This is a genomic window from Pseudomonas sp. 22526 (assembly GCF_052044735.1).
Lineage (GTDB): Bacteria > Pseudomonadota > Gammaproteobacteria > Pseudomonadales > Pseudomonadaceae > Aquipseudomonas > Aquipseudomonas piscium.
This window is the reverse complement of sequence record NZ_JBQENK010000002.1, coordinates 359,300-378,156: the sequence shown is the minus strand read 5'-3', so window position 1 is coordinate 378,156 and position 18,857 is coordinate 359,300. Positions and strand designations below refer to the sequence as shown.

Genomic DNA, 18,857 nt, shown 5'->3' with positions numbered 1-18,857 from the left:
ACTTGCCCGCGATAGCGGTGTGTCAGGTAGGTCGCCATCGCGGGCAAGCCTCGCTCCTACAAGGGGGATCACTCGGGTTTCTGGTAGGTGTCGATCACTTCCTGGGCGGCGCGGAACGCGTCGATCGCCGCCGGTACGCCGGCATACACTGCGCAATGCAGCAGTGCCTCGCGAATCTCTTCCAATGTGCAGCCATTATTCAGGGCGCCACGGACATGGCCCTTGAGTTCCTGCGGGCACTTGAGCGCGGTCAGGGCGGCGAGGGTGATCAGGCTGCGGGTTTTCAGCGGCAGGCCTTCGCGGTTCCAGACACTACCCCAGGCATGTTCGTTGACGAAGTCCTGCAGCGGCTGGCTGAACTCGGTGGCGTTGCCCAGGGCGCGATCGACGAAGGCATCGCCCATCACCTGTCGGCGCATCTCCACGCCCTGCTTTTTATTCTCGGTCATTGCGCTTCCCCTTTTTTATGTTGGCGGCGCCAGGCCCGCAGCGAACTGAACAGCAGGAACGCCACCAGCACTGGCAGGACGAAAAACAGCATCAAGTCTTCCAGCTTGCCGGCCAGCGGCATGCCGGTGGTGAAGGACACCACGTGCAGCCCATAGGCCAGGTACAGGCCGAGAAACAGCAGGCCTTCGGCGCGGGTGACCCGATAACCCGAATAGAACACCGGCAGGCACAACACGGCGACGCCGAGCATCACCGGCAGGTCGAAGTCCAGGGCATTGGGCGATACCGACAGGGGCGTGGGCGCCACCAGGGCGGTGAACCCCAGGACCCCCAGCAGATTGAACAGGTTGCTGCCGATGACGTTGCCCACGGCAATGTCGCGTTGGCCACGCAAGGCGGCGATCAGCGAGGTGGCCAGGGCCGGTAGGGAGGTGCCGACGGCGACTATGGTCAGGCCGATGATGCGCTCGGACAGCCCCAGGTCGGTGGCGACTTCCACCGCTGCTTCGACCAACAGGTGGCCGGCGAACACCAGCAAGAGCAGGCCGCCGATCATCCACAGCAGGCTGCTCAGCCAGTGCGGGCGGGGTGCATCGGGGGCTTGCTGGGAAGGCGGGCGCGCCGAGTGCCGCGACTGACGCAGCAGCAACCCCAGGTAGAGGATCAGGGTGGCCAGCAGGATCAGGCCGTCGAGGGGCGTCAGTTCTTCGTTGTAGGCCAGGGCGAACACCAGCAGGCTGGCGAGGATCATCAAGGGGATGTCCAACCGCACCAGCTGGCGCGATACCCGCAGCGGAATGATCAGGGCGGACAGGCCGAGGGTTACCAGGATGTTGAAGATGCCGCTGCCGATCACGCTGCCGACGGCGATGTCGGTGTTTTCGGCCAGGGTGGCTTGCAGGCTGACGGCCATCTGCGGGGCGCTGCTGCCGAAGGCGACGATGCTCAGGCCAATGATCAGCGCTCGTACACGCAGGCGGGCGGCGAGGCGGACTGCGCCGCGTACCAGCAATTCGGCGCCGGCGACCAGCAGGACCAGGCCACTGAACAACTGGAGGACGCTGAGCAGCGGTAAATCGGTTAATCCGAAAATGATCAGGGCTCCGTGGGTCAGTCGCTGATGGCTTGCACGCGCACCTTGGCGGTGCCGCTTCTGATCATACCCAACTGTTGCGCGGCGGCACGCGACAAATCGATCAGGCGGCCGCGGGTATGCGGGCCACGGTCGTTGATCCGGACCACGACGCTCTTGTCGTTCTTGAGGTTGGTGACCTTGACGCGGGTGCCGAACGGCAGCTCGCGGTGCGCGGCGGTCATACCGTGCTGGTTGAAGGGGGCGCCGCTGGCGGTGCGTTTGCCGTGGTGCTTGGCGCCGTAATAGGAGGCGACGCCGGTCTTGTCGTAACCCCGCGGGTCGATGTCATGGCTGGCGCAGCCGGCCAGGAGGGAAAACAGGGCCAGACAGGCCAGTAAGCGTTTCATCGATCAGGACCCCAGATACAAGTGTAGGAGCGAGCTTGCTCGCGATAGCGTTCTGTCTGAGACAACGCAATCGCGAGCACGCTCGCTCCTACAGGGGCGGAATATTCGAACTCCGCCATCAACACTGCAGTCAGCCTTCGAGCTTGCTTTTCAGCAATTCGTTCACTTGCTGCGGGTTGGCCTTGCCTTTGGAGGCCTTCATCGCCTGGCCGACGAAGAATCCGAACATCTTGCCGCGCTTGGCTTCATCGGCGGCGCGATACTGTTCGACCTGCTCGGCGTTGGCCGCCAGCATTTCGTCCAGCACGGCGGAGATGGCGCCGGTGTCGGTAACCTGCTTGAGGCCGCGCTTGTCGATGATCTCGTCGGCCTGGCCTTCGCCATTGGCCATGGCTTCGAACACGGTCTTGGCAATCTTGCCGGAGATAGTGTTGTCCTTGATGCGCAGCAGCATGCCGCCCAGTTGTTCGGCCGAAACAGGCGCCTCGTCGATTTCCAGGCCCTGCTTGTTCAACAGGCTGCCCAGCTCGACCATGACCCAGTTGGCCGCCAGCTTGGCGTCACCGGCGATCTTCACCACCTGCTCGAAGTAGTCCGCCTGCTCGCGGCTCGAAGCCAGCACGCTAGCGTCGTAGACCGACAGGCCGAACTGCTCCTGGAAACGCTCGCGTTTCTGCGGCGGCAGTTCCGGCAGGGTGGCGCGTACCTGGTCGAGGAACGAGTCCTCGATGACCACTGGCAGCAGGTCCGGGTCGGGGAAGTAACGGTAGTCGTTGGCTTCTTCCTTGCTGCGCATCGGACGGGTCTCGTCCTTGTTCGGGTCGTACAGGCGGGTCTGCTGGATGACCTTGCCGCCGTCCTCGATCAGCTCGATCTGGCGCTGGACTTCCGAGTTGATGGCTTTCTCGATGAAGCGGAACGAGTTGACGTTCTTGATCTCGCAGCGAGTGCCGAACTCGGCCTGGCCTTTCGGGCGTACCGAGACGTTGCAGTCGCAGCGCAGGGAGCCTTCGGCCATGTTGCCGTCGCAGATCCCCAGGTAACGCACCAGGGCGTGGATCGACTTGACGTAGGCCACGGCTTCCTTGGCGCTGCGCATGTCCGGCTCGGAAACGATTTCCAGCAGCGGAGTGCCGGCGCGGTTCAGGTCGATGCCGCTGGCGCCGCTGAACTCTTCGTGCAGGCTCTTGCCGGCGTCTTCTTCCAGGTGCGCGCGGGTGATGCCGACGCGTTTGACCGTGCCGTCTTCCAGCGGGATGTCCAGGTGGCCCTTGCCAACGATCGGCAGTTCCATCTGGCTGATCTGGTAGCCCTTGGGCAGGTCCGGGTAGAAGTAGTTCTTGCGGGCGAACACGTTGTGCTGGCCGATCTCGGCGTCGATGGCCAGGCCGAACATGACCGCCATGCGCACCGCTTCCTGGTTCAGCACCGGCAGTACGCCGGGCATGCCCAGGTCTACCAGGCTGGCCTGGGTGTTGGGCTCGGCGCCGAAGGCGGTGGAGCTACCGGAGAAAATCTTCGATTTGGTGGTGAGCTGGGTGTGAATCTCCAGCCCGATCACGACTTCCCATTGCATGTGTTTCTCCTCAGAAGCCGGTTGGTGTGCGGGTGTGCCAGTCAGTGTTCAGCTGATACTGGTGGGCAACGTTCAACAGACGGCCTTCCTGGAAATACGGGGCGAGCAGTTGCACGCCGACCGGCAAGCCGTCGACGAAGCCGGCGGGCATGGACAAGCCCGGCAGACCCGCGAGGTTGGCGGTGATGGTGTAAACGTCTTCCAGATACGCAGCGACCGGGTCGCTGCTCTTGTCGCCGATTTTCCAGGCCGGGTTCGGCGTGGTCGGGCCAAGGATGATGTCGACTTCATTAAAGGCAGCCATGAAGTCGTTCTTGATCAGGCGACGGATCTTCTGCGCCTTCAGGTAGTAGGCGTCGTAGTAACCGGCCGACAGGGCGTAGGCACCGACCATGATCCGGCGCTGCACTTCACTGCCGAAACCTTCGCCACGGGAACGCTTGTACAGGTCGGTGAGGTTTTTCGGATCTTCGCAGCGATAGCCGAACCGCACGCCGTCGAAGCGCGACAGGTTGGAGGAGGCTTCCGCCGGAGCGATCACGTAGTACGCCGGGATGGCGTGCTGCATGTTCGGCAGGCTGATTTCCTTGATCACCGCGCCGAGCTTTTCCAGCTCCTTGACGCTGTTGTGGATCAGCTCGGCGATGCGCGGGTCGAGGCCGGCGCTGAAGTATTCCTTGGGTACGCCGATGCGCAGACCCTGCAGCGAGCCGTTGAGGCTGGCGCTGTAGTCCGGTACCGGTTCGTCGATGCTGGTGGAGTCCTGCGGATCGAAGCCGGCCATGCCTTGCAGCAGGATCGCACAGTCTTCGGCGGTGCGTGCCAGCGGGCCGCCCTGATCGAGGCTGGAGGCGTAGGCGATCATGCCCCAGCGCGAAACGCGACCGTAGGTCGGCTTCAGGCCGGTGAGGTTGGTCAGCGCCGCCGGCTGGCGGATCGAGCCGCCGGTGTCGGTGCCGGTGGCGGCAGGCAGCAGGCGCGCGGCAACCGCGGCGGCCGAACCGCCGGACGAGCCGCCCGGAACGCGTTCCAGGTTCCACGGGTTTTTCGCCGCGCCGTAATAGCTGGTCTCGTTGCCCGAGCCCATGGCGAATTCGTCCATGTTGGTCTTGCCCAGGGTCACGGTCCCGGCTGCGGCCAGCTTGGCGACCACGGTGGCGTCATAGGGCGCCTTGAAATTGTCGAGCATCTTCGAGCCGCAGCTGGTGCGGATGCCCTGGGTGCAGAACAGGTCCTTGTGGGCGATCGGCGCGCCGAGCAGGGCGCCGCTCTCACCGTTCGCGCGACGGGCGTCAGCGGCCTTGGCCTGCTGCAGCGCGAGATCTTCGGTGAGGCTGATGAAGCTGTTGAGCTGCGGGTCGAGCTGGGTGATGCGCGCCAGCAGGGTCTTGGTCAGCTCTTCGGAGGAAAACTTCTTGTCGGCGAGTCCGCGGGCGATCTCAGCCAGAGTCATATGATGCATTGCAGGCTCTTTCCCTTTAGTCGATGACTTTCGGAACCAGGTACAGGCCGTTCTCGACCGCTGGTGCGATGGACTGATAGGCCTCGCGATGATTGGACTCGGTCACAACGTCTGCGCGCAGGCGCTGGCTGGCTTCCAGCGGGTGGGCCAGGGGCTCGATACCGTCGGTATCGACTGCCTGCATTGCATCCACCAGCCCGAGAATGCTGTTCAGGTCGGAGGTGATGTGTGGAAGATCGGCTTCATTGAGGCCAAGGCTGGCCAGATGAGCGATTTTTTCCACGTCGGAGCGTTCAAGCGCCATGGGATTCTCCAGTGGAAAACAGAACGGATCTCGTCCGTGTGTTAGATTGTCGGAACACTACCGCATTTCTACGGTCTTATGGCCGCGATTGTGGGGGTTGGTGCACAGAAAAGCAGTCAATTTAACATATTGGCGCCTTGCCCAAAATCCCTGTCGTTGTTAGAGTTTGCCGCACTTTTTTACCCACGCGTTGCCTAGGGTCCCTTTCCCATGTTCAAGAAACTGCGTGGCATGTTTTCCAGCGATCTTTCCATTGACCTGGGCACTGCCAACACCCTTATTTACGTGCGCGAGCGCGGTATTGTCCTGAATGAACCATCGGTTGTGGCCATTCGGACCCACGGTAATCAGAAAAGTGTTGTGGCTGTCGGTACCGAAGCCAAGCGCATGCTCGGTCGTACTCCGGGCAACATTGCTGCCATTCGTCCGATGAAGGACGGCGTGATCGCCGACTTCAGTGTCTGCGAAAAGATGCTGCAATACTTTATCAACAAGGTTCACGAAAACAGTTTTCTGCAGCCCAGCCCTCGTGTGCTGATCTGCGTTCCATGCAAGTCCACCCAGGTTGAACGTCGTGCCATCCGTGAATCGGCCCTCGGTGCCGGTGCCCGTGAAGTGTTCCTGATCGAAGAGCCGATGGCGGCCGCGATCGGTGCCGGCCTGCCGGTCGAAGAAGCCCGCGGTTCGATGGTCGTGGATATCGGTGGCGGTACCACCGAGATCGCCCTGATCTCCCTGAACGGTGTGGTGTACGCCGAATCCGTGCGTGTCGGCGGCGACCGTTTCGACGAAGCGATCATCACCTACGTGCGTCGCAACTACGGCAGCCTGATCGGCGAATCCACCGCCGAGCGCATCAAGCAGGAAATCGGTACTGCCTACCCGGGCGGCGAAGTCCGTGAAGTCGACGTTCGTGGCCGTAACCTGGCCGAAGGCGTGCCACGCGCATTCACCCTGAACTCCAATGAAGTGCTGGAAGCTCTGCAAGAGTCCCTGGCAACCATCGTTCAGGCGGTGAAAAGCGCGCTGGAGCAATCGCCTCCGGAACTGGCTTCGGACATCGCCGAGCGCGGTCTGGTGCTGACCGGTGGTGGCGCCCTGCTGCGTGACCTGGACAAGCTGCTGGCCCAGGAAACCGGTCTGCCGGTGATCGTCGCCGAAGACCCGTTGACCTGCGTAGCCCGCGGCGGTGGCCGTGCATTGGAAATGATGGACAAACACACCATGGACCTGCTCTCCAGCGAATAATCGCCCCGGAAGCGTCCATGTGTTCCGCTCGCAGGCAGCACTTTGCAGTGCTGCCTGTTGGCGTTTATCTTCTGTCATTCTGCTCCAGGCCGGTTTGAAGCCGTATGAATAAAGAGAACATTTGCCTGGGAGGAGCGGCTTATTAAACCGCTTTTCGCCAAAGGCCCCTCATTGGGCGTACGCCTGTTGGTGCTGGTCGTGCTATCGGTCGCGCTGATGGTGGTCGATGCCCGCTTCACACTGCTCAAGCCAGTGCGTAGCCAAATGTCGCTGGTGCTGATGCAGTCCTACTGGATCACCGACCTGCCGCAACGGCTATGGCAGGGTGTGGCCAGTCAGTTTGGCAGCCGCACCGAGCTGGTCGCCGAAAACGAAAAACTCCAGACCGAAAACCTGTTGCTCCAGGGCCGCATGCAAAAGCTCGCCGCCTTGACCGAGCAGAACGTTCGCCTGCGCGAGTTGCTCAACTCTTCCGCGTTGGTCAACGAGAAGGTCGAAGTGGCCGAGCTGATCGGCATGGACCCCAACCCCTTCACCCATCGCATCATCATCAACAAGGGTGAGCGCGACGGCGTGGTGCTCGGGCAACCGGTGCTCGACGCCCGTGGCCTGATGGGGCAGGTGGTCGAGCTGATGCCTTACACCTCCCGCGTGCTGCTGCTCACCGACACCACCCATAGCATTCCAGTCCAGGTAAACCGCAACGGTCTGCGGGCGATTGCCAGCGGCACCGGCAACCCGGAGCGCCTTGAACTGCGTCATGTGGCCGACACCGCGGACATCAAGGAAGGCGACCTGCTGGTCAGTTCCGGCCTGGGTCAGCGTTTCCCGGCGGGTTACCCGGTGGCTACGGTCAAGGAAGTGATCCATGACTCCGGCCAGCCATTTGCCATAGTGCGCGCCGTGCCGACGGCGGCCTTGAACCGCAGCCGTTACCTGTTGCTGGTATTCAGCGATAACCGCACCGCCGAAGAACGTGCCAACGACGCCGCCCAGGCTCAGGAAGCGCAGGACCAGCAGGGCGGCACCGCCACGCCGGTAGTCCCGGCGATCGTGCCCAAGCCTGTCGTGCCCGCGACGCCGGCCACCGCGACCGCTCCTGCCGCGCCGGCAGCTGCCCCCGCGACGCCAGCCGCTGCCACGCCGGTCAAGCCCGTGGCCCATCCGGCTCCGGTCAAGCCAGCCGCCACCAGACCCGCCGCGCCCAAGCCGCCTGCAGCGGCCCCGGCCTCCACGGGAGGAAGAGAATAATGTCCCGAAACGGCTGGATGGTCTGGCTGACCTTCGCCATCGGCATGCTGCTCAGCGTGTCGCCCTTGCCGCAATTCATGGAAATCCTGCGCCCGCTCTGGCTGGCCTTGCTGCTGGCGTTCTGGGCCCTGGCCCTGCCGCATAAGGTCGGCATGGTCACGGCCTGGTGCCTGGGGCTGGCCGAGGATGTGCTGTACGGCACATTGCTGGGGCAGAACGCGCTGATCCTGACCCTGATCACCTTCCTGGTGCTGTCGTTGCAGCAGCGCTTGCGCATGTTCCCGATGTGGCAGCAAAGCCTGGTGATCCTGGTGATCTTCGGCTTGGCGCAACTGGTCCAGCTGTGGCTCAGCGCCTTGACCGGCAACCGCCAACCGACCCTGGCGCTGGTTCTGCCAGCATTGGTCAGTGCCTTGCTCTGGCCTTGGGTCAGCTTCGGTTTGCGCGGGTTGCGCCGACGTTTCAAAATCAACTGATTCGGTCAGGCATTTGCCCGTACCTCGACAGGGAGATGTCTTGATGAAATCGCTTTACCTCGCTTCAGGCTCGCCGCGTCGACGGGAACTGCTCACGCAGATCGGCGTGCCTTTTACCGCCCTCAGCGCGGATATCGACGAAACTCCTCTCCCCGATGAAAGCCCCGTGGCCTATGTCGAGCGCCTGGCGCGCGACAAGGCGGCGGCCGGGCATGCGCTGATCGCCGGTGGCCAGTCTGCGGCCTGTGTCCTGGGCGCCGACACCGCGGTGGTCCTGGATGGGCGAATTCTTGGCAAACCCCTGGACCAGGCCGATGCGCAGTCGATGCTCATGGCCCTGTCGGATCGCGAACATGAAGTGCTGACCGCCATTGCCCTGCTCGATGGCCAGCGCTGCGAGTCGCGGGTGGTACGCAGCCTGGTGCGCTTCCGGGCGATCGGCGATGACGAGGCAGCCCGCTACTGGGCCAGCGGCGAACCGTGCGACAAGGCTGGCGGCTATGGCATCCAGGGGCTTGCAGCGGTATTCGTGGCAGGGCTCAATGGCAGTTATTCCGCTGTCGTCGGCTTGCCGGTATGCGAAACCGCAGAACTACTGGGCCATTTCGGCATACCCTGTTGGCAAAACCTTGCAGTGCGCTAAGCGCCGTACCTGACTGATGCGGCCAACCATAGTGAATATGCCTGAACGAGACCCTGCCATGAGTGAAGAGATTCTGATCAACATCACGCCGATGGAGTCGCGCGTGGCGGTGGTCGAAAACGGTGTGCTGCAAGAAGTCCATGTCGAGCGTACCCAGCGTCGCGGAATTGTCGGCAATATCTATAAAGGCAAGGTGGTCCGGGTTCTGCCTGGCATGCAGGCAGCGTTCGTCGATATCGGCCTGGATCGCGCGGCATTCATTCATGCATCGGAAATCTCCCTGCGCGAAGGGCCGGCGGTGGAAAGCATCGGCGCCCTGGTCCATGAAGGGCAGAGCCTGGTGGTGCAGGTGACCAAGGACCCGATCGGCTCCAAGGGCGCGCGCCTGACCACCCAGCTGTCGATCCCTTCGCGTTACCTGGTGTACATGCCGCGCACCGCCCATGTCGGCATCTCGCTGAAGATCGAGGACGAAGCCGAGCGCGAGCGTCTGAAACAGGTGGTCAGCGATTGCGTGGCCCAGGAAGGCATCAAGGAAGCCGGCGGTTTTATCCTGCGCACCGCCGCCGAGGGCGCGGGCGCCGACGAAATCATGATGGACATCCGTTACCTGCGCCGCCTGTGGGATCAGATCGGCGCGCAGATCAAGACCATCGGCGCCCCCAGTGTCATTTACGAAGACCTGGGCCTGGCCCTGCGTACGCTGCGGGACCTGGTCAGCCCGAAGATCGAGAAGATCCGCATCGACTCCCGGGAAACCTTCCAGAAAACCACGCAGTTCGTCGCCGAACTGATGCCGGAAATCGCCGATCGCCTGGAGCACTATCCGGGCGAGCGGCCGATCTTCGACCTGTATGGCGTCGAAGACGAAATCCAGAAAGCCCTGGAGCGCAAGGTGCCGCTCAAGTCCGGCGGTTACCTGGTGGTCGACCCGGCGGAAGCCATGAGCACCATCGACGTCAACACCGGGGCTTTCGTCGGTCACCGCAACCTCGAAGAAACCATCTTCAAGACCAATCTCGAGGCGGCGACCGCCATTGCCCGCCAGCTGCGCCTGCGCAACCTGGGCGGGATCATCATCATCGACTTCATCGACATGGAAGATGAAGAGCACCAGCGCCAGGTGTTGCGCACCCTGGAAAAACAGCTGGAGCGCGATCATGCCAAGACCAACATCATCGGCATTACCGAGCTGGGCCTGGTGCAGATGACCCGCAAGCGTACCCGGGAGAGCCTGGAGCAGGTGCTGTGCGAACCCTGCAGCAGCTGCCAGGGCCGGGGCAAGCTGAAGACCCCGGAAACCATCTGCTATGAAATCTTCCGGGAAATCCTGCGCGAGGCGCGGGCCTATCAGGCCGAAGGTTATCGGGTCCTGGCGAACCAGAAAGTGGTCGACCGGCTGCTCGACGAAGAGTCGGGCAACGTCGCGGAACTGGAAGCCTTTATTGGCCGGACCATCCGTTTTCAGGTCGAAACCATGTATTCCCAGGAACAATACGACGTGGTGCTGCTCTGAGTCCGCGTACCTTACATTTACCGGATACAGCTGGCCTTGGTTCGTGCATGAGTCTTGCCACGGGGGCCAACTGACATGGAGCGTCTGATGCGCTTTCTCGCTGCTCTGACCCGCTGGGGGCTGGGGCTTTGTGCGTTGCTGCTGGTGCTGACGGCCTTGTACGTCAGCCTGGGTCGGGAACTGACCCCGCTGGTGGCTGAATATCGGGCCGAGGTCCAGGCCAAGGCTCAGGAAGCCTTGGGCATGCCGGTGCAGATCGGCCGGCTGGAAGGCAGCTGGAGCGGTTTCTCGCCCATCCTGTTGGCCCACGACGTGACAGTCGGCGAGGGCGCCAACGCCTTGCGCCTGGATCAGGTGCGGGTGGCGCCCGATCTGCCCGGCAGCGCCCTGGCGCGCCAACTGCGGGTCAAGCATCTTGAATTCAGCGGCCTCAACCTGAGTCTGAAGGAAGGCCCGGATGGGCGTTGGGCGCTTGAAGGCTTGCCGGTGCAGGATAACCAGCCCCTCGACCCCGAGCAGTTGCTCAACCGCATGCAGATGGTCAGTGAGTTGTCGGTGCTCGATAGCCAGGTCACCTTGCAACCGCTCGATCATCCCGCGATTGCCTTGACCTACGTCGGCCTCAATCTGCGTGTCGGTCCCAGCCGTCAACGCCTGGATGCGCGCCTGACCCTGCCGGACGGTCAGCCTCTGGCTGTCAGCTTGCGCACTCGAATCCGCGCCAGCGCCTGGCGCGAAGGGCTGGTCGACGCCTACCTGAGCCTGCCACAAAGCGACTGGGCGAAATGGCTGCCGCCGCGGGTGACCCAACAGTGGAAGTTCTCCGAGCTCAAGGCCGGTGGCGAGTTCTGGATCAGCTGGGGCGATGGCCTGTTGCGCAGCCTGGTGGCGCGTCTGAATGCGCCGCAGATCCGTGGGGCCTATGACGAGCGCAAGCCGATTACCGTGAAGAATCTGGCGCTCAACGCCTACTTCCAGCGCGACGCGCAGAGCTTCAACGTTATCTTCGATTCACTGGCCATGAACCTCGGCGAGACGCGCTGGGAGTCACGCCTGCAGCTGCAACAGACCGGGACCGTCAACAGTGCCGAAGAACTCTGGCACTTGCAGGCCGACCGCCTCGACCTGACGCCGATCACGTCGGTCCTGGACGCCTGGGCGCCGTTGCCGGAAAAGGTCGCGGCGATCATCGACAACCTCAAGGTCACGGGCGCGCTGCGCAATGTCCTGCTCGACTTCCGGCCGCAGGTCAGCGGCGATCAGCGCCTGAGTTTTGCCGCCAACCTGGAGCAGGTCGGGTTCAACGCCTATCGCGGCGCGCCGGCGGCCCGTAACGTCAGCGGCAGCATCAGCGGCGACCTGGGGCAGGGCGAGCTGCGCATGGACAGCAAGGACTTCGCCTTGCACCTGGACCCGATCTTCGCCAAGCCCTGGCAGTACCTCCAGGCCAATGCCCGGCTGACCTGGAAGCTCGACCAGCAGGGTTTCACCCTGATCGCGCCGTACCTCAAGGTTTTGGGCGAGGAGGGCAAGATCGCTGGCGACTTCCTGATCCGCCTGCATTTCGATCACACCCAGGAAGACTACATGGACCTGCGGGTCGGTCTGGTCGATGGCGACGGTCGTTATACCGCCAAGTACCTGCCCGAGGTGCTCAGCCCGGCGTTGGACGAATGGCTGCGCACGGCAATTCTCAAGGGCGCGGTGGATGAAGGTTTCTTCCAGTACCAGGGTTCGCTGAACCATGGCGCGGCCGACACCGCGCGCAGCATCAGCCTGTTCTTCAAGGTGCACGATGCCGAGCTGGCCTTCCAGCCGGGCTGGCCGCATATCGGCAAGGTCAGCGGCGATGTGTTCATCGAGGACAGCGGCGTGCGCATCCTGGCCAGCCAGGGTCAGTTGCTCGACACCCAGGTGAAGGATGTCTACGTCAATATTCCCCATGTGCCCGCCGGGCAAAGCAGCCACATGTTTATCGACGGCGAGTTCGCCGGCGGCCTGGGCGATGGCTTGAAGATTCTTCAGGAAGCGCCTATCGGCACGGGCCCGACCTTTGCCGGCTGGCAGGGCGATGGCGACCTGCAGGGCAAGCTGAAGCTGGATATCCCGCTGGTCAAGGGCGAAGAGCCGAAGGTGCTGGTGGACTTCAAGACCAGCAAGGCGCGACTCAAGTTGAGCGAGCCGGAACTGGAGTTGAGCCAGCTCAAGGGCGATTTCCGCTTCGACAGCGGCAAGGGCCTGAGCGGCCAGGGCATCAGCGCCCAGGCCTTCGAGCGCCCGGTGACCGCGCAAATCTTTGCCGACGGTCGTCCCGGAAAGCTCGATACCCGGGTTGTCGCCAAGGGCCAGGTGTCGGTCAATAAGCTCACGCAATGGCTGAAGTACAACCAGCCGCTGCCGGTTTCCGGCGATATTCCCTACCAGTTGCAGCTCAACCTCGACGGTGCGGACAGCCAGCTGATGGTCAGCTCCAGCCTCAAGGGCGTTGCCGTCGACTTGCCCGCGCCGTTCGGCATGGCGGCGAGCCAGGGGCGTGACAGCGTATTCCGCATGACCTTGCAGGGCGCCGAGCGGCGTTACTGGTTCGATTACGGCGATCTGGCCAATTTCACCTTCGCCGCGCCGAGCGGCAATTTTGCCGATGGCCGTGGCGAGTTGTTCCTCGGCGAGGGCGACGCCGTGCTGCCGGGGGCCAAGGGCCTGCGGGTGCGCGGTGTGCTGTCGGAGCTGGATGTGGAGCCGTGGAAGACGCTGGTCGATCGTTATGCCGGGCAAGACGCGGGGGGCAGCGCCAAGCAGTTGCTCAGCGGCGCCGACTTCAGGGTCGGCAAGCTCAGCGGTTTCGGCACGACCCTGGACGAGGCCCGTGTGCAGTTGACGCGCAAGCCGTCCTCCTGGGCCCTGCAACTCGACAGCCTGCAGGCCAAGGGCAACGTGGCGATTCCCGATGCCAAGGCTGCGCCGATGGCGATCAATCTGCAGTACGTGCGCCTGCCGGCCGCCGATCCGACGGTGCAGGCCGACGAGAACGCGCCGGACCCACTGGCCTCGGTCGACCCGAAGAGGGTCCCGGCGCTGGACCTCTCGATCAATCAGCTGTACCAGGGCAACGACCTGATCGGCGCCTGGTCGCTGAAAGTGCGTCCGACCGCCAAGGGCATGGCCTTCAACAGTCTCGACCTGGGCCTCAAGGGCATGGTCCTGCAGGGCGCCGGCGGTTGGGAAGGCGAACCCGGCGCGGCCACCAGCTGGTACAAGGGTCGCCTGGGCGGCAAGAATCTGGCGGACGTGCTCAAGGGCTGGGGCTTTGCGCCGACCGTGACCAGCGAAGAGTTCCACCTGGATGTGGACGGGCGCTGGCCTGGCTCGCCGGCCTGGGTCGGGCCCAAGCGGTTCTCGGGCAGCCTGGATGCGACCCTGCGCAAGGGCCAGTTCGTGGAAGTCGAAGGCGGGGCGCAGGCCTTGCGGGTATTTGGCTTGCTGAACTTCAACTCCATCGGCCGGCGCTTGCGCCTGGACTTTTCCGACCTGTTCGGTAAGGGCCTGAGCTACGACCGGGTCAAGGGGTTGCTGGTGGCCAGCAATGGTGTCTACGTGACCCGCGAACCCATCACCCTGACCGGGCCGTCGAGCAACCTGGAACTCAATGGCACCCTGGACCTGGTGGCCGACCAGGTGGATTCGAAGCTGCTGGTGACGTTGCCGGTGACCAACAATCTGCCGATCGCTGCGTTGATCGTCGGTGCGCCGGCGGTCGGCGGAGCGCTGTTTCTGATCGACAAGCTGATCGGCGACCGGGTGTCGCGCTTCGCCAGCGTCCAGTACAGCGTCAAGGGACCCTGGAAAGACCCGAAAATCACCTTCGACAAGCCTTTTTGAAAAACCGCGGCCCGGGCCTATGGAGTAGCATGGCCACATATCCAACCTGGAGTGCGCCATGTCTCTTGCGGTGATTCAAATGGTCAGCCAGAGCGACGTGCTGGCCAATTTGCAGCAGGCGCGAAACCTGCTGGAACAGGCTGCTGTCGGCGGTGCGCGGCTGGCCGTGCTGCCGGAGAATTTCGCCGCCATGGGCCGTCGCGACGCGGCGGCCATCGGTCGTGCCGAGGCCCGGGGCGAAGGCCCGATCCTGCCCTGGTTGAAACAGGCCGCACGCGACCTCAAGTTATGGATAGTGGCCGGCACCTTGCCGCTGCCTCCGGTGGACCAGCCTGAGGCCAAGGCCCGTGCCTGCTCGCTGCTGATCGACGAGCACGGCGAGCAAGTGGCGCGTTACGACAAGCTGCATCTGTTCGATGTGGATGTGGCCGACAATCGTGGCCGTTACCGGGAGTCGGATGACTATGCTCATGGAGAGCAGGTGGTGGTCGCGGATACGCCGGTGGGCCGGGTTGGCCTGACCGTGTGCTACGACCTGCGTTTCCCCGAGTTGTACAGCGAATTGCGAGCCGCCGGGGCGGAACTGATCAGCGCTCCTTCGGCGTTCACCGCGGTGACCGGCGCGGCGCATTGGGACGTATTGATCCGCGCCCGGGCCATCGAGACCCAGTGCTACCTGCTGGCGGCGGCGCAAGGCGGTATTCATCCGGGACCCCGGGAGACCTTCGGCCATGCGGCCATCGTCGACCCCTGGGGACGGGTGCTGGCGCAACAGGATCAAGGCGAGGCCGTGCTGCTGGCCGAGCGCGACAGCAGCGAACAGGCGTCCATCCGGGCGCGTATGCCGGTGGCCAGTCACCGGCGCTTTTTCTCGCAAGGCGCGCAGCGACTTGCTTAAGAACGACGAATTTAAGGCGTAAAGCATATGAGCGGGTTGTTATCTTCAGTCAGTGAACACCTTCTGGCGCCCGGCGGCGTGACCCTGGAAAGCCTGCAGGGCGTGCTCGGCGATCTGGCCGGCCCGGGTATCGATGCCGCCGACCTGTATTTCCAGGGGCAGATTTCCGAGTCCTGGTCGCTGGAAGACGGCATCGTCAAGGAAGGCAGCTTCAATCTGGACCAGGGCGTTGGCGTGCGGGCGCAGTCGGGTGAGAAAACCGGCTTTGCCTACAGCAATGCCATCACCCTTGAAGCGCTCGGTTTGGCTGCCCGGGCCGCGCGTTCGATTTCCCGTGCCGGGCAGAACGGCACTGTGCAGGCCTTTACCACCCAGGACGTGGCCCAGCTGTATGCGCCGGACAACCCCCTGGAAGTCATCAGCCGCGCGGAAAAGGTCGAGCTGCTCAAGCGTGTCGACGCCGCGACCCGGGCCCTCGACCCACGCATCCAGCAGGTCAGCGTCAGCATGGCCGGGGTCTGGGAACGCATCCTCGTCGCTTCCACCGATGGCGGCCTGGCGGCGGATGTGCGGCCGCTGGTGCGTTTCAACGTCAGCGTGATCGTCGAGCAGAATGGCCGCCGCGAGCGTGGCGGTCATGGCGGCGGCGGGCGTACCGATTACCGTTATTTCCTCAGTGAAGACCGCGCCATGGGGTATGCCCGTGAGGCCTTGCGCCAGGCCCTGGTCAACCTGGAAGCCATCCCCGCGCCAGCCGGCACCCTGCCAGTGGTGCTGGGTTCCGGTTGGTCCGGCGTGCTGTTGCACGAAGCGGTAGGCCATGGCCTGGAAGGCGATTTCAACCGCAAAGGCAGTTCGGCCTACAGCGGCCGCATGGGCGAGATGGTGGCCTCGAAACTCTGCACCATCGTCGACGACGGCACCCTGGCCGGGCGGCGCGGCTCGCTGAGCATCGACGACGAAGGCACCCCGACCGAATGCACCACCCTGATCGAGAACGGTGTGCTCAAGGGCTACATGCAGGACAAGCTCAATGCCCGACTGATGGGCGTGGCCCGCACCGGTAACGGCCGTCGCGAGTCCTATGCGCACCTGCCGATGCCGCGCATGACCAACACCTACATGCTGGGTGGCGAAAGCGATCCGGCGGAAATCATCGCCTCGGTGAAAAAAGGCATCTACTGCGCCAACCTGGGTGGCGGTCAGGTGGACATCACCAGTGGCAAGTTCGTGTTCTCCACCAGCGAGGCCTACCTGATCGAAGACGGCAAGATCACTGCTCCGGTCAAGGGCGCGACCCTGATTGGCAACGGGCCGGAAGCCATGAGCCGGGTGTCGATGGTCGGTAACGACCTGGCGCTGGACAGCGGCGTGGGGACCTGTGGCAAGGATGGGCAGTCGGTGCCGGTGGGTGTCGGCCAGCCGACCTTGAAGATCGATGCGATCACCGTGGGTGGCACGGGCGCTTGAGGCGTGAAGCGGCGGGTGGGTTGCAGGGCAACCCACCCGAGTCGAGGCTCAGCGCAGACCGCGTTGAGTCTCGTCCAGCTCGCGGATGTATTTGAAGATTTTACGGCTGGAGGCAGGTGGCTTGTTATGCGCTACCTCATGCTGGGCCTGACGAATCAGGGAGCGCAGCTGCTGACGATCCGCTTCCGGATAGTCGGTGACGAACTTCTCCAGGACCGCGTCATCGCCCGCGATCAAACGATCGCGCCAGCGCTCCAGGCCATGGAAACGTTCGTTGTACTGGCGAGTCGAGGCGTCGAGCTGGTCCAGCAGCACCAGGATCGCGCTGGTGTCTTGATCGCGCATCAGCTTGCCGATGAATTGCAGGTGGCGTTTACGCGCGATATGGGCGACATGCTTGGGTGCATCCGCCAGGGCTCGGCGCAGAGCGTCGGTCAACGGCAGTTTGTTCAGCAAGTCGGGCTTGAGTGTTGTAAGGCGCTCGCCGAGGTCAACCAGAGCATGCAGCTCGCGTTTGACCTGGGATTTGCTTTTCTCCCCATCGAGGGAGTCGTCGTAAGAATCAACCATGGTGGCAGTCCGCAAAGAAACGCCGCCATGATAACCAGTCGGGGGCCGCTTGTCCGGCCCGGTCGCTCGAAGGCCTTAACCGAAAGCAGAATTTGAGTGGAGAAAACCATGAGTGCAGCACAAAGCGTCGGCCCGCAGGCTTTGCCGGCACTGCAGGAACAAGTCGAGCAGATCATCGCCGAGGCCAAGCGCCAGGGTGCCAGTGCCTGCGAAGTGGCGGTTTCTCTGGAGCAGGGCCTGTCGACTTCGGTTCGCCAGCGGGAAGTGGAAACCGTCGAATTCAATCGCGACCAGGGTTTTGGCATCACGCTGTACGTCGGTCAGCGCAAGGGCTCGGCCAGCACTTCGGCCAGTGGTCCCGAAGCGATTCGCGAAACCGTCGCCGCGGCCCTGGCCATCGCCAAGCACACCTCGGAAGACGAAAGCTCGGGGCTGGCCGATGCCGCCCTGATGGCCCGGGACGTGCCGGACTTCGACCTGTTTCACGCCTGGGACATCAGCCCGGAGCAAGCCATCGAACGGGCGCTGGCCTGTGAAGCCGCGGCCTTTGCCGCCGACAGCCGGATCAAGAACGCCGACGGCACCACCCTGAGTACCCACCAGGGCTGCCGTGTGTATGGCAACAGCCACGGTTTTATCGGCGGTTATGCTTCGACTCGTCACAGTTTGAGCTGCGTGATGATCGCCGAGGCCGACGGCCAGATGCAGCGTGACTACTGGTACGACGTCAACCGCCAGGGCCATCTGCTGACGGATCCGGTAACCATCGGCCAGCGCGCCGCGCAACGGGCCGCGAGCCGCCTGGGCGCGCGCCCGGTACCGACCTGCGAAGTGCCGGTGCTGTTTTCCGCAGAACTGGCTGGCGGATTGTTCGGCAGCTTCCTCGGGGCGATTTCCGGCGGCAACCTGTACCGTAAGTCGTCCTTCCTCGAGGGCGCGCTGGGGCAGCGGCTGTTCCCCGAGTGGCTGACCATCGATGAGCGTCCGCACTTGATGCGCGCCCTGGGCAGTTCGGCCTTCGATGGCGATGGCCTGGCCACCTACGCCAAGCCTTTCGTCGAGAACGGCGAGCTGGTGTCCTATGTGCTGGGGACTTATTCCGGGCGCAAGCTCGGCCTGCCCAGCACCGCCAACGCCGGTGGCGTGCACAACCTGTTCGTGACCCATGGCGAGGAAGACCAGGCGGCCCTGCTGCGCCGCATGGGCCGGGGCCTGCTGGTCACCGAACTGATGGGCCAGGGGCTGAACATGGTCACCGGCGATTACTCCCGCGGCGCGGCCGGTTTCTGGGTCGAAAATGGCGAAATCCAGTTCGCTGTCCAGGAAGTCACCATTGCCGGCAACATGCGCGACATGTTCAAGCAGATCATCGCTGTCGGTAACGATCTGGAGCTGCGCAGCAACATCCGCACCGGTTCGGTATTGATCGAACGCATGACGGTCGCGGGCAGCTAAGTCGTAACGGCGTCAACAAAAGCGCGCGTCCCATCCGGGGCGCGCGCTTTTTTATTGCCCGGCTTTTTGAACGCTGGCGATCCGGGTAGGAGCGAGCTTGCTCGCGAAGCGCATTGCCTGCCGCCGCACCCTTGTCTGACAGAACACTTATCGCGAGCAAGCTCGCTCCTACAGGGG

General features: G+C 63.5%; 16 protein-coding genes. 9 read left to right on the top strand and 7 right to left on the bottom strand.

Going from position 1 to position 18,857, the window contains the following annotated elements; genetic code table 11:
- Nucleotides 1-68 precede the first annotated feature (68 nt).
- The 6 genes from ACTJKT_RS04140 to gatC all read right to left on the bottom strand — a co-directional run bounded on the left by ACTJKT_RS04140 (nt 69) and on the right by gatC (nt 5,274).
- Nucleotides 69-449, bottom strand: coding sequence for a carboxymuconolactone decarboxylase family protein (locus ACTJKT_RS04140; RefSeq protein WP_440786276.1), 381 nt, complete (start codon nt 447-449; stop codon nt 69-71).
- Nucleotides 446-1,501 (bottom strand): calcium/sodium antiporter, encoded by a 1,056-nt coding sequence (locus ACTJKT_RS04135; protein ID WP_440786275.1) that lies wholly within the window; start codon nt 1,499-1,501, stop codon nt 446-448. The genes ACTJKT_RS04140 and ACTJKT_RS04135 overlap by 4 nt, the downstream gene beginning before the upstream one ends.
- A gap of 59 nt (nt 1,502-1,560) precedes the next feature.
- Nucleotides 1,561-1,932 (bottom strand): septal ring lytic transglycosylase RlpA family protein, encoded by a 372-nt coding sequence (locus ACTJKT_RS04130; RefSeq protein ID WP_440786274.1) that lies wholly within the window; start codon nt 1,930-1,932, stop codon nt 1,561-1,563.
- Between the two features lie 130 nt (nt 1,933-2,062).
- Nucleotides 2,063-3,508: an Asp-tRNA(Asn)/Glu-tRNA(Gln) amidotransferase subunit GatB gene (gene gatB / locus ACTJKT_RS04125; protein ID WP_025806413.1), complete on the bottom strand. Its 1,446-nt coding sequence runs from the start codon at nt 3,506-3,508 to the stop codon at nt 2,063-2,065.
- Nucleotides 3,509-3,518: 10 nt separating this feature from the next.
- A complete protein-coding gene (gene gatA, locus ACTJKT_RS04120) occupies nt 3,519-4,970 on the bottom strand; it encodes an Asp-tRNA(Asn)/Glu-tRNA(Gln) amidotransferase subunit GatA (protein WP_063428366.1) in 1,452 nt (483 codons plus the stop codon).
- A 16-nt stretch (nt 4,971-4,986) separates the two neighbouring features.
- Nucleotides 4,987-5,274 carry an Asp-tRNA(Asn)/Glu-tRNA(Gln) amidotransferase subunit GatC gene (gatC, locus tag ACTJKT_RS04115; RefSeq protein ID WP_009042181.1) on the bottom strand — a complete coding sequence of 96 codons (288 nt, stop codon included), beginning with the start codon at nt 5,272-5,274 and terminating at the stop codon, nt 4,987-4,989.
- A gap of 210 nt (nt 5,275-5,484) precedes the next feature.
- Between gatC and mreB the strand changes: the two genes are divergently transcribed.
- From mreB to tldD, 8 genes are all read left to right on the top strand, one after another.
- Nucleotides 5,485-6,522, top strand: a complete 1,038-nt coding sequence (mreB, locus tag ACTJKT_RS04110) for a rod shape-determining protein MreB (RefSeq protein WP_002555108.1) — start codon at nt 5,485-5,487, stop codon at nt 6,520-6,522.
- A 141-nt stretch (nt 6,523-6,663) separates the two neighbouring features.
- Nucleotides 6,664-7,773 (top strand): rod shape-determining protein MreC, encoded by a 1,110-nt coding sequence (gene mreC, locus ACTJKT_RS04105; RefSeq protein ID WP_440786348.1) that lies wholly within the window; start codon nt 6,664-6,666, stop codon nt 7,771-7,773.
- Nucleotides 7,773-8,249, top strand: coding sequence for a rod shape-determining protein MreD (gene mreD, locus ACTJKT_RS04100; RefSeq protein ID WP_009042183.1), 477 nt, complete (start codon nt 7,773-7,775; stop codon nt 8,247-8,249). Before mreC ends, mreD begins: the two co-directional genes overlap by 1 nt.
- A gap of 43 nt (nt 8,250-8,292) precedes the next feature.
- A complete protein-coding gene (locus tag ACTJKT_RS04095) occupies nt 8,293-8,892 on the top strand; it encodes a Maf family protein (RefSeq protein WP_440786273.1) in 600 nt (199 codons plus the stop codon).
- A gap of 58 nt (nt 8,893-8,950) precedes the next feature.
- On the top strand, nt 8,951-10,408 hold the full coding sequence (gene rng, locus ACTJKT_RS04090; RefSeq protein ID WP_007929907.1) for a ribonuclease G: 1,458 nt from the start codon (nt 8,951-8,953) through the stop codon (nt 10,406-10,408).
- A 75-nt stretch (nt 10,409-10,483) separates the two neighbouring features.
- A complete protein-coding gene (locus ACTJKT_RS04085) occupies nt 10,484-14,287 on the top strand; it encodes a YhdP family protein (protein ID WP_440786272.1) in 3,804 nt (1,267 codons plus the stop codon).
- A gap of 58 nt (nt 14,288-14,345) precedes the next feature.
- The gene (locus tag ACTJKT_RS04080; protein WP_440786271.1) at nt 14,346-15,185 is read left to right on the top strand and encodes a carbon-nitrogen hydrolase family protein; all 840 of its coding nucleotides are present in this window, start codon (nt 14,346-14,348) and stop codon (nt 15,183-15,185) included.
- 27 nt (nt 15,186-15,212) lie between these two features.
- Nucleotides 15,213-16,655: a metalloprotease TldD gene (gene tldD, locus ACTJKT_RS04075; protein ID WP_007929903.1), complete on the top strand. Its 1,443-nt coding sequence runs from the start codon at nt 15,213-15,215 to the stop codon at nt 16,653-16,655.
- A 48-nt stretch (nt 16,656-16,703) separates the two neighbouring features.
- On the opposite strand, the gene yjgA is transcribed toward tldD, so the two are convergent.
- The gene (gene yjgA / locus ACTJKT_RS04070) at nt 16,704-17,225 is read right to left on the bottom strand and encodes a ribosome biogenesis factor YjgA (protein WP_025806420.1); all 522 of its coding nucleotides are present in this window, start codon (nt 17,223-17,225) and stop codon (nt 16,704-16,706) included.
- Between the two features lie 108 nt (nt 17,226-17,333).
- Here yjgA and pmbA point away from each other — a divergent pair, with 108 nt between their 5' ends.
- Entirely contained in the window at nt 17,334-18,680 is a 1,347-nt protein-coding gene (gene pmbA / locus ACTJKT_RS04065) for a metalloprotease PmbA (protein ID WP_440786270.1), read from the top strand.
- Nucleotides 18,681-18,857 lie beyond the last annotated feature (177 nt).